We start from the raw sequence: 13,658 nt of genomic DNA on the forward strand, positions 1-13,658 counted from the left end.
AAGTCGGGCACTCCTTATGCTATAATCGTTACATCTGGTATGGAAGGAGAACAATATGAAAATTACTATCAATGATGATGCGGCAGCCTGGTATGAGAATGAAATGGACCTTTCAACCGGAAGTTATTTACGCTTTTTTGTCCGGTATGGAGGGTTTAGTTCCATCCAGAAAGGTTTTTCACTAGGTGTCTCTAAAGAAACACCAGACCATATCGGCGTGAAAACAGAAAAGAACGGGGTCACATATTATATTGAAGAAAAGGATATCTGGTATTTTGACAACCATGATTTAATCGTGGAGCTTCACCCAGTCGGGCAGGAGCCCGAATTCAAATTTGACCAGAAATAAGGCAGACGCATAAGCGCCTGCCTTATTTTTTCGTGATCACAAGCGGATTAATAATGCCTTCCTTTTCAAGGATTTCAGCTTGTTTCAATCCGAAAAGATCAAAATGTGGATAATCTATTTTTCTTTTATCGATCCATTCAGGTTTTAAATCATATTTCCTTCCCCACTCTGCCAACTTTTCAAGATCCCTGCACCCGGCCTTTGTAACTGTCGTGCAGCCCGGGAAGCGATCATCAATCCAGTAATGAGTCAGGAAAGCGATCTCCCCTCTCTCGATTTTCGCTTTCCATTCTGCAAGTTCATGACGTTTTATCCCAAAAGCCAATCAGACATTCTCCTTTTCTTCTTCAGGCTTTTTCACTGCCTGTAAATACGCTTCATGCCATTCCGGGTAGGTCCTTTTTAAAGATATTGGCCTAAAACTATCCTTTTTAACACATACGTGCTTTGAACTGCCGGTTAGAGCAAGCTCACCTGTGCCATTAAAAATTTCATATTTATAGACTGAGCGAATACCATCATACTCTTCCACCCAGGTCTTGATTGTCGCTGTATCCCCATATCTTAATGGTTTTTTATAGGAAGCCTGGATATCAAGGACTGGAGAAATAATTCCGTCCTTTTCCATTTCTGCATAATTAAATCCGAGCTCTTTGATCAATTGCGTTCTGCCAAGCTCCATCCAAACCAGATAGTTAGCATGGTATACAACACCCATCTGGTCTGTTTCTGCATATCTGACTTCTATTTCCCTTGATGATATTTTCATCCTCATTCCCCTTCTGCTGCTTATTGGTTATGTTCTATAAAAAATCACTTTTTTAAAAATGGATTCCATGGTTATGATAATATCTTGGTTAACGCTGCTTCAAAATCCTGTTTCTCCAGGTTTATTACTTCTTGATCAAGGTTCCCTGCAGGCTCGCCGCTCATCAATCGATAGGCTTGAGACTGGATCGCTTCGTCCACTAAATTTGTCGCAAATCTTCCGTTTCCATTTATTTCTGTTTCCGATAGTCTGGCCGATAAAAACTCAATGGCCTGACCGCTTATTTTATATTGGTATTTTCCGGCATAATTCCTGATGATGAGCAGTAATTCGCCTGCACTATAATCAGGGAAGTGGAAAAACTTCTTAAATCGTGAACGAAGCCCCGGATTGCTTTCCAACAGCGTGTCTATTTCCGAAGGATAGCCTGCAAGGATCACAACAAGATTCTCATTATGCCTTGTCATCTCGTCTACCAGGGTATCGATCACTTCTTTGCCAAAATCACCAGAGGTTTGCCCCAGGAGCGAATAGGCCTCATCTATAAATAGTACTCCTCCAAGTGCCTCCCGGATTTTTTTCTTTGTTTTAATCGCCGTCTGCCCAACATATCCAGCGACAAAATCTGCACGGCTGCTGGTGATAAGATGCCCTCTCTTCAACATCCCGCATTCCTTTAAAAGTTCAGCATAAATTTTTGCAACAGTTGTCTTCCCTGTGCCTGGATTACCTGTGAACACGGAATGAAGCTGTATAGGTACAGCAGGCAGCCCTTTTTCCTTCCGCAGCTGTTGCATTCTCACAAAAGATATAAGAGAAGTAACTTCAGATTTCACAGTATCCAACCCAACTAGAGCATTCAGACGATCAACTGGTTTTTCTGCAGATGATTCTATCGTTGATTCAAAATCTTCTTTTTCCAATAAGGTGTACGTGGAAAAATCAGCATCCTCATTCTGTCTTGACCCCTTTTTAAATATAGCTTCCAGCACAAGGTTACGCACTGTCCGGGCGTTCCCAAAGGTATCGTCGACTCTTTCCTTTTCAATTCGTTCTCTCAGTTCAAGCTTTGCAGATTCGGTCATTGCGTAATCATTATCCTGTGCTGCCTGCTCGGCAATCTGCATAAGTTCTTCATCTGTATAATCGGGCAAATGGATAAAATTTGATTGAGGGAAACGTGACCGCAATCCTGGATTGGCATCCAAAAACTGACGCATTTCTTCAGGATATCCAGCGAGGATTACCGCGAATTTTCCTCCGTATTCATTTCCAGTCATCAAAGAAACAAGTGTATCAATTGCAGTTTGGCCATAGTCATTTCCAGTCTGTCCTTCACGCTTAAGACTATATGCCTCATCGATGAACAACACGCCTCCGAGTGCCTGTTCGGCAATTTTCCTGACATTCTCCTCTGTTTGACCTACATAAGCACCGACTAACTGTGAGCGGTCAGCCTCGATTATATCTTCCCTCGGCAAGACTCCGAGCTGGTGATAGATTTTTGCAAGCAATCGCGCCAAGGAAGTTTTCCCTGTTCCCGGATTCCCTGTCAGTACCATATTCAGGCTTTGGTCATCCTTCGATTGCAGACCAAGCTCTTTTCGTTTTTGCTGGTATTTCAGGAAGCGATAAAAATCATTCACTCTTCCTTTAACGGATTCGAGCCCAACCATCTGGTTAAGTTCGGCCAGGGGATCGATTTGAGACTGACCCTGACTATCCATCTCCTCTGCAAATTCTTCTTCCCATCTAAACTTGATATCTTCCAGTGTTTGCATTCTTTTCTTCATTTCTTCAAAATGGACAGCTGTATGAAAAACACCGGTTACTGACTCTTCATACAGCTCAGTTGCTTTCAGCAGCGCTGCCGTTTCATCAATTGCCCTCTCAACTAATCCTGCCAGCCTGACAAATTTAATGCCTGCATCTGAATTCTCATCATGCTGTGGATTCTTTAGATCCTCCAGAACTTCTTCGGCAAGTCCCAGGAAATGCCGGGAAATATCGATATATTGTTCAGCCGTTTTCTTTTTAAGAGCCCGATTGTCTGTTTCCCTGATTCGCGGGAATGCCAAGGTATCAAACAGATTCCTTTTATTTTTCCATTGATTCGACCCCAGCAAAAATTTTGCCTTTTTGTTTTCAGCATCTTGCCCAACAGCTGATTTAAGCCACTCAAGGACAATCGAGTCAAATCCGTTCCGGCTTGATCTTGATTGTGCTGCCAAAGTTAATGCCAGAGACAGTCTTTTGGGATCATCATTATTCGTCAGTACCTTAATAGCCGTGATCAACCCCGCTTCATCTCGTACAAATCCCTTCTCATCAATTTCTTCTTGCCATAACAATAACTGTTCCTCTAATGGAATTTGCTTTTTATGTTGGTCCACACGTATCACTTCTTTATTTATATTTGAACAAGTCTTTTTTGTATACATTCCGTATATTATCACATTTTCATCCAAACGAAAAAAGACCCGCCTTTTCAGGACGGGTCTTTTCGATTATTGCTGTCTGTGGGCTTCATCTTTGATTTCAGCCCTAAATGCATCAATACTTTCTCGGCGGCGCTCATTTTTATCTTTAATTCTTTGCTGGTCTTCTGGACTTGAATTGTCCATTGCCGCTTCAGCATCTTCCATATTTGCAATGGTATGATGAATCATGGACTGAAGCTTTTCAACATTGTCGCTGCGGTCGTCAGGCTTTGGTGTATTGTTTGCCATTGTCATTTGTACCTCCTTTTAAAAAGTACAACAATAGTATGCGATTATTGAAATGGAATATGAGCGGAAATCAGTGGATACTTTTTATTAAAAATAAATGCCCGCCACTCAAGCTGGCAGGCATTCTGTCCTTTATCTATTCACCTTTTGTCTGGATTACCTGCGCATGTTCACCGGATTTATCATTCATCTTCTTGCCCTTATTGCCGCTGAAACCACGGGGTTGGGTTCCAAGGTGACTGGGAACATAGTGCTTGCTGTCCTTTTTAGGATTACTCATGAACATCCCTCCTCTAGATAAAGTTTTACCTAAAGAAGACATATTCATTAATGGTAAAGTATGATAGTTACTCAGCTTTTTCTAAGTGTTTTTGTTCTAATTTAGCCTCAATTTTTTCTAGTGCATCCCGGTCATTCAGAAGTTGACGTTTATTTTCCATAACAAGTTCTTGAAAAGAACGTTTTCTTGGCTTTCTCATTGTGTTCACCATCCTTTATCATCATTCTAACAGTTATTATGTCCGGAAACGGTTTCAATTATTACAACTTTTTGAAAATTTAATCGTATTTTATTCATACCCGTATATTTAGTGATTTCTTCATGCAATTTTTACCAAAGAAAAACAGCAGGTCCAGAACTGGTGTCATTTTAATAATTCCTTCATTTGCTCATAAGTCATCGAACCAATATGCTTTTTTAATATCTGACCCTTCTCGTCAATTATAAAAGTAGTGGGAATGGATACGACTTGGTATGTTTGCTGTGTAGACGCTAGTTCATCAAGTAAGATTGGAAAAGTAAGGTTATTCTCCTTAACAAAGGTCTTAACATCATTAGCAGGGTCAAGATTGATAGCAAGAATTTCTACTTCTTGTGAGTAATTTTTGTAAAGCTCCTCCATCGCAGGCATTTCCTTTTTGCAAGGAGGACACCAGGTCGCCCAGAAATTGATCATAACCTTCTTTCCTCTGTAATTTTTAAGGTCAACCTCTTCTCCTCGAAGATTTTTTAATGTAAAAGAAGGAGCCATCATACCAGCGTCAATACCTGTTGAAATGTTTGAAGCCTCGATAGCTTCAGGATCATCAATTTTATAAAAATGCTGAAAAATAGCAAAAAGCAATAATCCAGCAAGTATCCCCGCTGCAATCGCTTTTTTAACCATAGAAAAGCCTCCTTTTAAAATTTTACAAGTTGTCCTAAGTATACTAAGATAATCAAAGTGGATAAGTCAGAATATTTGAGGATTATGTGAATTTTCTTGGATGGGCTTTATAGTGTGTTCTTAGTTCTTCGGACAGAACCTTCTTATGGCTGCTCCCTTTTGCCTGAACTTGTACCTTCTTCAGACAAAACTCTCCAATGGCAGCTCCCGTTTTTGTCTGAACTCGTACCTTCTTCGGACAAAACTCTCTTATGCCAGCTCCCTTTTGTCTGAACGCATACTCTTTTCGTACAAAAGTATCATATTGTAGCTCAATTTTTTCCTAGCCCAGACTCTCTGCTCAACAACGACTCTGATAAGGAATGATCTTACCCAAAATTAAAAAAATGCCGGAGAATCAATCTCCGGCATTCTGTCTCGTTTATTTTTCAAAAAGTCGTGGTAGTTCTTCACTGTAATTTCCGTGCATGATTCCTTTTTCCGTGATGATGGCGGTAATTAAATGATGTGGTGTTACATCAAAGGCAGGATTGAAAACCTTTATTCCTTCTGGAGCAGTTGATTTACCAAAGCCTGCAGTTATTTCTTCTGCTGCACGCTCTTCAATGGGAATATCTTCACCAGTTTTTGTTTCAAGGTCAATGGTCGATAAAGGTGCTGCTACATAAAATGGAATGTTGTGAGCTTTTGCCAGCAATGCAACCCCGTAGGTGCCTATTTTATTTGCGACATCGCCATTGGCAGCAACGCGGTCACAGCCGACTATTACCGCCTGTACCTTTCCCTGTTGCATGACCATTGCTGCCATGCTGTCTGTAATAAGGGTTACATCAATGCCTGCTTGCTTCAATTCCCATGCAGTCAGTCGTGCCCCCTGCAGCAATGGACGAGTCTCATCAGCGTATACCTTAATATCCATGCCTCTTTCCTTAGCCAAGTATATTGGAGCAAGCGCAGTCCCATATTTCGCTGTAGCGATTCCTCCAGCGTTACAATGAGTCAGTATGGTCATTCCATCTTTAAATAAACTTAACGCATTTTCGCCAATGGAGCTGCAGACATTCTCGTCTTCCTGACGAATTAAATGCGCTTCATCGACAAGTAACTTTTTAATTTCGTTTACAGGCTTTCCTCTTTCCGCATTCGCGCGCGCATCCATTCTGTTAAGCGCCCAGAATAGGTTGACTGCAGTTGGTCTTGAAGTGGCAAGATAATCAGCCTTATCCCTAAAATAGTCATAAAATGTGTCAAAGTCCGACTCTGGAGCATTTTTTATACCCAATGCAAGCCCGTACGCAGCTGCAATCCCAATGGCTGGAGCTCCTCTAACTTTAAGTTGCTTTATCGCGTCCCAAACATCTTCAATATTTGTGATTTCGAGGAATTCTGTCACCTTAGGAAGTTTTGTTTGGTCAAGAATATGAAGCCTTTCACCATCAAATCTTACTGACTGTAAAAATGTCTCTTCCATGCTGCTCCTCCTTCTGCCTTTCACGACAATTCTGAAACTAAATATCATTTTACCAATTTAAAGTTTTAGAGCAAGTAAAATTTATTGAAAAAGGCTAAAAGGAATAGTTATTTAACCGTATTCTCAGTAATGCCCAGCTGCCTTTTCACCAGTTCGATAAAGTTCCTTGCAGGCCTTGATAAATGGTGTTGATTTAACCAGATTAAGCCAACAGAAGATGTGAGTTGCGAATCAGTAATTTGCCTGGCAAAGAGATCTATCTGTCCATATGATTGGAATACCGATTCAGGAACTATAGTGGTACCAATTCCCGAGGAAACTAGCTGCATCAGTACATTCATATCTGAGCATTCGCAAACAACCTGCAATGGCAGCTGTGCCTTTGTAAAGGCCTCGTTTATGATATTAAAGCTTCCAAGTCCCTCTGTTGAAGGTAATATGAGTGGGTATTCGCTGATCTCCTCTATCGAAATACTTTCCTGGTTATTACTTCTGCAAACAAAGAAAAATGGCTCATTATACAAATGAAGATAATTTAAATCCTTATTGGACAGAGGCAGCCTGACCAATCCCAACTCAATAGATCTGTTTTTAACAAGTTCTGCAAGGTAAGAGGAATCATTTTGAACGATTCGTAAATAAACCAGAGGAAATGAAGAGTGAAACTCGTTGAGCCATTTTGGAAACTGTGGAACGGAAAGTGTATTGATGCCAACGGATAAATTCCCTTTCCTTCCTTCGTCCGTTTCTTGAAGCTCATTTTTCACTTCTTCAAAAGAATGGACAATATTCAGGGCATGCCTGTAAAGCAGCTCCCCCTTATCAGTCAACTCCAGTTTTTTTCCATGCCGTTCTACGAGCATGACACCCAATTCTTCCTCCATTTGTTTTAATTGAAGGCTTAATGGCGGCTGTGACATATGTAGTTTATTCGCAGCAGCCGTAATATTTTTTTCCTCTGCAATCGCAATGAAATAACGCATTTGTCTAATATCCATAGAACCCCTCTATTTAAAAAAGATATGATTATTATACAAATTATATATTTTCAATATACCAATTGTCTATGTTACGATATTTTCATTCGTTTCTAAACAGAAAATTTATCTATAAAAAGAGAGAGGAGAAACAATGGATAAATTATTTAAACTAAAAGCGCATGATACAACATTAGGTAGAGAGTTTTCAGCAGGCCTGATTTCCTATATAACTGTTGTATATATTATTATCGTCAATGCCACAATATTGTCGGCGGCAGGTATCCCGCTTGAAGCGGGAATCATTGCTACGATTCTAACAGTTTTTGCAGGCTGCTTGGTTATGGGTTTCTGGAGCAATACCCCAATTTTGGTCATTCCGGGAATGGGACTGAACGCGATGTTCACTTATACGATCGTTCAGTCTGGCGGCTTTGCATGGCAGGAAGCACTTGCAATGGTGTTTGTGTCGGGGATTATTTTCATGGTACTGGCCTTCACTCCGCTGGCAAAGACGATTATTTCATCCATTCCAGATTCTTTGAAGGAAGCTATTACAGTGGGAATTGGTATCCTTCTGATACTGATTGGTTTTGATAACAGCGGAATCATTACCAGCTCAGAGCATACATTGCTTGCAATCGGTGACCTTAGCAGTTCGACAGCACTTATTACATTGATTGGGTTAATCGTTACCGTCGTGTTATTCATTAAAAACGTACCGGGTAACCTGCTGCTTAGCATTGTTTTTACATCCGTCCTTTCGCTGATTTTCGGTGATTTTAAAAGTGGCGGAATGACTTGGGGCTTGCCTTCATTTGGGGGTTATATGTCAGTGTTTGGGCAAATGTCCTTTGCCCAGGCTGGAAATTTTGTTTTCTGGCTGACAGCATTCTCGTTGGCAATGGTTGTCATTTTCGAAAATATTGGACTGATTCATGGACATACAAAAATGCTGAATCAGCCGCAAAAATATAAGAAATCGCTGCAGGCGAATGCAATATCGGTTGCAACTGCTGGTATTTTTGGTACAAGTCCTACCGTGTCGTCCGTAGAGAGTGCAGCAGGAATTGCTGCTGGAGGGCGTACCGGATTAACAAGCATCGTCACAGGACTATTATTCCTGGCATCCATCGTCTTGATTCCTGTTATTAAAATGGTGCCAGAGAGCGCAGTTTCCCCTGTTTTAATCTTAATAGGCGTACTAATGCTGCAAAACATCGCCAATATCAAGCTAGATGATTTATTGGAAAGCTTCCCTGCTCTTCTGATCATCGTGTTGATTCCATTGACATACAGCATTGCAGACGGAATGGCGATTGGTTTCATCCTTTATCCATTAATAAAGCTTTTAATGGGAAAAGGCAGAGAAATTCAGCCTGCACTCTATATGATTGCTTTGCTTTTCCTTGGTAACTTTGTACTTCAATATGCTCTATAACTATAAAATACAGCCTTGGAATCCCAAGGCTGTTTTAATTTGCTCTTTTAAGAACAAAGGAGGACGCAGTTGTATGAATGTTTGGTATGATTTTTGAAGCTTCCTTTAGTAGATGGATTTGAGCCGCCTGAGCCTGGCCAACTGTACCCATGCCATACATCTTCAATGACTTCTCAAGGACAAGCATCGGTTCAATACCATTTACATAATAGAGGCTCTCCCCAGGACGGGGATAATAAGATTCAAGAGGCTTGGAATTGGATACGACATGATACTGAGCTTCACCTTTTTGAGAGTAGCCTGCCACCACTGCTTCTATTGATCGTCCAAACACAGTAAACATGGGATCATTGATAGATGACTGGATCGTTTCCGCCAATTCTTTAAGGCTAAATCCTTGTTTAACAAGAGTTTCCGCAGCATTAGCTGCCATTAAGGAAAATTCTTCATCGCCTGAAAAAGCAATGAACGCTGTATCTGGTATTAATACTTTAAAGTTAGAGTCGTCGGCAATCTGATGATTTCCCAAATCAGTAACTAATGAAATAAAATCTTCTCTTGCAACAATCGATACAAGGCCCATAGAAACCACTCCTTATATTCCATCTATCTTAAACATACCTCTTTGGCCACAAATATCAATAGGAGAAGTTGTCGATTCATTAGAAGTTTTCGCAAGTTTTGTCAATTTTGTTGAAAAAGATTAATGTCGGGGTCTAAATGGTATAAGAAATGATATTTTAAAAAATAATTCCGTAATTTCAGGGTATCTATTTGATAGACACTTCACTCTTATACCAGCTTCAATATGTCCAAGAATCCACTTTTAATAGCATTTCATTTTTATGCAACCCCCACAATGTCTAAGAAACCCGAAATCATAAACATTTTACGCTTATTAAGCACAAAAACATAAAAAAACCCCCTGTTCCAATGTAGGATCAGGGGGTTGATTACATTACGCTTTTAATTTATCACGAAGAACCATTTGCAGGATGCCGCCGTGACGGTAATAATCGATTTCAACTTCTGAATCAAAGCGCACAAGAGCTTCGAAAGTCTTCTTGTTGCCATCTTCGTCAGTAGCTGTCACAGTGATGATGTCGCGTGGGCGAACCTTTTCATCAATCTGGACGTCGAATGATTCTCTTCCTGTAAGGCCAAGAGTTTCTGCATTTTCACCTGCTTTGAATTGAAGTGGCAGAACGCCCATCAATACAAGGTTTGAACGATGAATACGCTCGAAGCTTTCAGCGATAACAGTCTTGATTCCCAGTAGGTTAGTACCCTTTGCAGCCCAGTCACGGGATGAACCCATTCCGTAATCTTTTCCTGCAACAACCATAAGGCCAGTGCCCTGCTCTTTGTACTTCATGCAAGCATCAAAGATGGACATGACTTCGTTCGTTGGCCAGTAAGTTGTGAAGCCGCCTTCTGTGCCAGGAGCGATCTGGTTGCGGATACGGATGTTCGCGAATGTTCCGCGCATCATGACTTCGTGGTTACCACGGCGTGAACCATAAGAGTTGAAATCACGTGGCTCTACACCCTTTTCACGCAGGTATTTTCCAGCTGGTGTATCTTTGCCGATCGCACCTGCAGGAGAAATATGGTCAGTTGTGACTGAATCACCGAACTTGCCGACAACACGAAGGCTGTTCAATGGAGCAACTTCTCCAGCTTCTGGAGTCAAACCTTCAAAGAATGGAGGGTTTGCGATATAAGTTGAATCCTCATCGAAAGTGTATAGTGGATCGCTATTTGTCTGAATCTCGTTCCACTTTTCGTTGTCAGTGAATACAGTTTCGTACTCTCTGCGGAATAGTTCAGGTGTTACAACGCGGTGAACGACTTCGTTCACTTCTGCAGTTGTTGGCCAGATATCCTTGAAGAATACATCATTGCCATCTTTATCTTTTCCGATAGGGTCATTCTGAAGGTCGATGTCCACTGTACCAGCAAGTGCGTAAGCAACAACCAATGGCGGTGAAGCCAGGTAATTTGCTTTTACAAGCGGGTGGATACGTCCTTCGAAGTTACGGTTGCCTGAAAGTACTGAAGTTACTAGAAGATCGCTTTCAGCAACAGACTTTTCGATTTCTGGCTTTAATGGACCAGAGTTACCGATACATGTTGTACATCCATAACCAACAAGGTTGAAACCAAGAGTTTCAAGGTAAGGAAGCAATTCTGAATCGCGAAGGTATCCAGTTACAACCTTTGAACCAGGTGCCAATGAAGTCTTAACGAACTTAGGAACTTCCATTCCTAGCTCAACAGCTTTCTTGGCAACAAGACCAGCACCTACAAGTACGTATGGATTAGATGTATTTGTACAGCTAGTGATCGCAGCAATCGCGATAGCACCTGTTTTCATAGTAGTGGTGTCGCCATTTGCGAATTCAACAACAGCTTGTTTTTGAATTTCCTTTTTGCCAAGTCCGAATCCCTGGTTTCCTGCAGGAGCAGTCAATGCTTCCTGGAAGGATTTCTGCATTGCAGAAAGTGGAATTAAATCCTGCGGACGCTTTGGACCAGACAGGTTAGGTTCAATTTCAGAAAGATTGATTTCTACTACATCAGTATAAACTGGCTCTAAAGCAGGATCGAAGAATAATCCATTTTCCTTGCAGTATGCCTCAACCACTTTAATGTGGTCTTCTGGACGGCCAGTTAAACGCATGTAATCCAATGCTTCTCCATCTACTGGGAAGAATCCGCAAGTAGCGCCGTATTCTGGTGCCATGTTTGCAACAGTCGCACGGTCAGCAAGTGGAAGCGTCACTACGCCAGGTCCGAAGAACTCGACGAATTTGCCAACAACGCCTTTGCTGCGAAGGACCTGAGTCACTTTAAGTGCAAGGTCTGTTGCAGTAGCGCCGTTCGGCATATCTCCTACTAATTTAACACCTACTACTTCTGGTACTGGGAAGTATGAAGGCTGGCCCAGCATTCCAGCTTCTGCTTCGATACCGCCTACGCCCCATCCAAGAACGCCAATACCATTGATCATTGTAGTATGAGAGTCTGTACCTACTAGTGAATCTGGGAACGTTTCGAATTCACCATCTGCATTTTCTACAGCGTGGACAACGTTTGCAAGGTACTCAAGGTTCACCTGGTGAACGATACCTGTTGCCGGCGGAACAGCGCGGTAGTTGTCGAATGCTTTCTGTGCCCAGCTCAAGAACTGGTAACGTTCAGCATTACGTTCGAATTCAAGTTCCATATTCACATTAAGTGCGTCTGGAGTTCCGTATTTATCAACCTGTACAGAGTGGTCAATAACTAGATCAACCGGCTTTTCAGGATTGATTTTGTCTGGGTCTCCCCCCATGTCAGCCATTGCTTTCCTAAGTGAAGCAAGGTCAACGACAGCTGGTACACCAGTGAAATCCTGGAGAATGACACGTGAAGGCTTAAAAGGCACATCCACTTCTTTTACTTCGCTTGTTCCCCATTTTGCTAGATTTTCAACATGCTCTTTGGTGATTACAAAGCCATCATGCTGGCGCAGTACGGATTCAAGCAAGACCTTAACAGAGTAAGGCAATTTTGAAACATTGCCGATTCCAGCCTTTTCTAGTGCTGCCAGGCTATAGTAATGATAGCGATTCCCGTCAACTTCAAACGAACTGCGGGCGTTAAAAACATCTTGGTTTGACATATGTTTACCCCCTTCTTCTACGTAAACATCATAAACTAAATGAAAGTAATTGTCGAAAAGTTTGAATTTTATTCGTCATCCTAACTTTTCTCACAATTTCATATTAATATAATCTTGTATATAAGTAAATAACGAGAAAGTTATTGTGATTGATAAGTTTCTCTTATGATAATTATCATAAACAACATTAAAACAACCTTAACCCAAAAAAAACCTAACAAATAATAAATCAATAACTAGTTTTTATTGGATAGATGTTATTTTACAAAAGTTATTATATTGAATTGCAATCCGTTTTCAGGGAAAAAATATGGCTGATGGAGGTGAATCCTTTGGTGAAAAGAAAAGCAAATCATGTCATCCCTGGTGCCAATGCAGCAAAAGCGCAAGGAAACGGTGCTGGCTATAATGAAGAAATGGCTAATGAACCGTTGACTGAGTTGGAAAAACAGAATAATAAGAAACGCAAGAAGAATCAATAATAGAAAGTCCTTAAATATAAGAAAATGTGGGTGGCAAAAGAAAAAGCGGAAGCTTCCCTTCCGCTTTAATTTTTATTCCATATTTACTTCGTTCACTATGCTTCTAAGATCTTGTTGGAATCTCTCCAGTTGTGCACGTTGATGTTCAGATGCGTTCTCCAAAGCATTTTCAATTTGCTGGAATGCTTCATTGACTTCATTTTTAAGATGTTTTAACTGATGTCCATAACTTGCTGAGTCCCGGACAATTTCTGAATAAAGCCCCTGTGCGTCTTCGAATCCTTGCTGAGCTGCCTGGAAGGCTTGTTGTTTATCTTTGTGATAAGGCATGTGTGATTTCCTCCTGATGTTTTCAATCTATACCGTTAAATTGCTCATTTACAACTTAATTATTCAGTATAAATTCCAGAGAAAATCGAATCCTAAAATCAGGAGGGATGAGCAATGAACAAAAACGATTCAAAAGATATGCGCAAAAATGCTCCTAAAGGTGACCAAGACAGCCAGCCTGCTCCACTTAGCGGATCCAAAAAGGTTAAAAACCGTAACCATACCCGCCAAAAACATAATTCTGGCCACGATATGTAAAAGGAATGGCTGCCAAATA

General features: G+C 41.0%; 16 protein-coding genes. 4 read left to right on the forward strand and 12 right to left on the reverse strand.

The window, feature by feature from the left end; genetic code table 11:
• Positions 1-55 precede the first annotated feature (55 nt).
• Complete coding sequence (locus tag B5X77_RS16740) at positions 56-349, forward strand: HesB/YadR/YfhF family protein (protein WP_079509084.1); 294 nt, start codon at positions 56-58, stop codon at positions 347-349.
• 22 nt (positions 350-371) lie between these two features.
• On the opposite strand, the gene B5X77_RS16745 is transcribed toward B5X77_RS16740, so the two are convergent.
• The 9 genes from B5X77_RS16745 to B5X77_RS16785 form a co-directional block, all read right to left on the reverse strand.
• The gene (locus tag B5X77_RS16745; protein WP_079509085.1) at positions 372-674 is read right to left on the reverse strand and encodes a hypothetical protein; all 303 of its coding nucleotides are present in this window, start codon (positions 672-674) and stop codon (positions 372-374) included.
• Entirely contained in the window at positions 675-1,118 is a 444-nt protein-coding gene (locus B5X77_RS16750; protein ID WP_079509086.1) for an acyl-CoA thioesterase, read from the reverse strand.
• Positions 1,119-1,189: 71 nt separating this feature from the next.
• Positions 1,190-3,511, reverse strand: a complete 2,322-nt coding sequence (locus B5X77_RS16755) for an AAA family ATPase (protein WP_079510273.1) — start codon at positions 3,509-3,511, stop codon at positions 1,190-1,192.
• A 114-nt stretch (positions 3,512-3,625) separates the two neighbouring features.
• Complete coding sequence (tlp, locus tag B5X77_RS16760; protein WP_079510274.1) at positions 3,626-3,847, reverse strand: small acid-soluble spore protein Tlp; 222 nt, start codon at positions 3,845-3,847, stop codon at positions 3,626-3,628.
• 136 nt (positions 3,848-3,983) lie between these two features.
• A complete protein-coding gene (locus tag B5X77_RS16765) occupies positions 3,984-4,127 on the reverse strand; it encodes an acid-soluble spore protein N (protein WP_079509087.1) in 144 nt (47 codons plus the stop codon).
• Between the two features lie 67 nt (positions 4,128-4,194).
• Entirely contained in the window at positions 4,195-4,326 is a 132-nt protein-coding gene (locus B5X77_RS16770; protein WP_079509088.1) for an FbpB family small basic protein, read from the reverse strand.
• A 165-nt stretch (positions 4,327-4,491) separates the two neighbouring features.
• A complete protein-coding gene (locus B5X77_RS16775; protein ID WP_079509089.1) occupies positions 4,492-5,013 on the reverse strand; it encodes a redoxin domain-containing protein in 522 nt (173 codons plus the stop codon).
• Between the two features lie 421 nt (positions 5,014-5,434).
• Positions 5,435-6,484, reverse strand: a complete 1,050-nt coding sequence (gene mtnA, locus B5X77_RS16780; protein ID WP_079509090.1) for an S-methyl-5-thioribose-1-phosphate isomerase — start codon at positions 6,482-6,484, stop codon at positions 5,435-5,437.
• Positions 6,485-6,591: 107 nt separating this feature from the next.
• Positions 6,592-7,482: a LysR family transcriptional regulator gene (locus tag B5X77_RS16785; protein WP_079509091.1), complete on the reverse strand. Its 891-nt coding sequence runs from the start codon at positions 7,480-7,482 to the stop codon at positions 6,592-6,594.
• Between the two features lie 133 nt (positions 7,483-7,615).
• Between B5X77_RS16785 and B5X77_RS16790 the strand changes: the two genes are divergently transcribed.
• A complete protein-coding gene (locus tag B5X77_RS16790) occupies positions 7,616-8,902 on the forward strand; it encodes an NCS2 family permease (RefSeq protein ID WP_079509092.1) in 1,287 nt (428 codons plus the stop codon).
• 34 nt (positions 8,903-8,936) lie between these two features.
• Here the strand turns inward: B5X77_RS16790 and B5X77_RS16795 are convergent, their stop codons facing one another.
• Both B5X77_RS16795 and acnA read right to left on the reverse strand, forming a co-directional pair.
• Entirely contained in the window at positions 8,937-9,485 is a 549-nt protein-coding gene (locus B5X77_RS16795; protein ID WP_079509093.1) for a hypothetical protein, read from the reverse strand.
• 375 nt (positions 9,486-9,860) lie between these two features.
• Complete coding sequence (gene acnA / locus B5X77_RS16800) at positions 9,861-12,569, reverse strand: aconitate hydratase AcnA (protein ID WP_079509094.1); 2,709 nt, start codon at positions 12,567-12,569, stop codon at positions 9,861-9,863.
• Between the two features lie 332 nt (positions 12,570-12,901).
• Here acnA and sspO point away from each other — a divergent pair, with 332 nt between their 5' ends.
• On the forward strand, positions 12,902-13,051 hold the full coding sequence (gene sspO, locus B5X77_RS16805; RefSeq protein WP_079509095.1) for a small acid-soluble spore protein O: 150 nt from the start codon (positions 12,902-12,904) through the stop codon (positions 13,049-13,051).
• Between the two features lie 72 nt (positions 13,052-13,123).
• Here the strand turns inward: sspO and B5X77_RS16810 are convergent, their stop codons facing one another.
• A complete protein-coding gene (locus tag B5X77_RS16810) occupies positions 13,124-13,381 on the reverse strand; it encodes a hypothetical protein (RefSeq protein ID WP_079509096.1) in 258 nt (85 codons plus the stop codon).
• A gap of 114 nt (positions 13,382-13,495) precedes the next feature.
• Here B5X77_RS16810 and B5X77_RS16815 point away from each other — a divergent pair, with 114 nt between their 5' ends.
• The gene (locus B5X77_RS16815) at positions 13,496-13,639 is read left to right on the forward strand and encodes a small acid-soluble spore protein P (protein WP_079509097.1); all 144 of its coding nucleotides are present in this window, start codon (positions 13,496-13,498) and stop codon (positions 13,637-13,639) included.
• The last annotated feature ends 19 nt before the right edge of the window (positions 13,640-13,658 follow it).

The sequence above is a fragment of the Mesobacillus jeotgali genome (assembly GCF_900166585.1).
Lineage (GTDB): Bacteria > Bacillota > Bacilli > Bacillales > Cytobacillaceae > Mesobacillus > Mesobacillus jeotgali_A.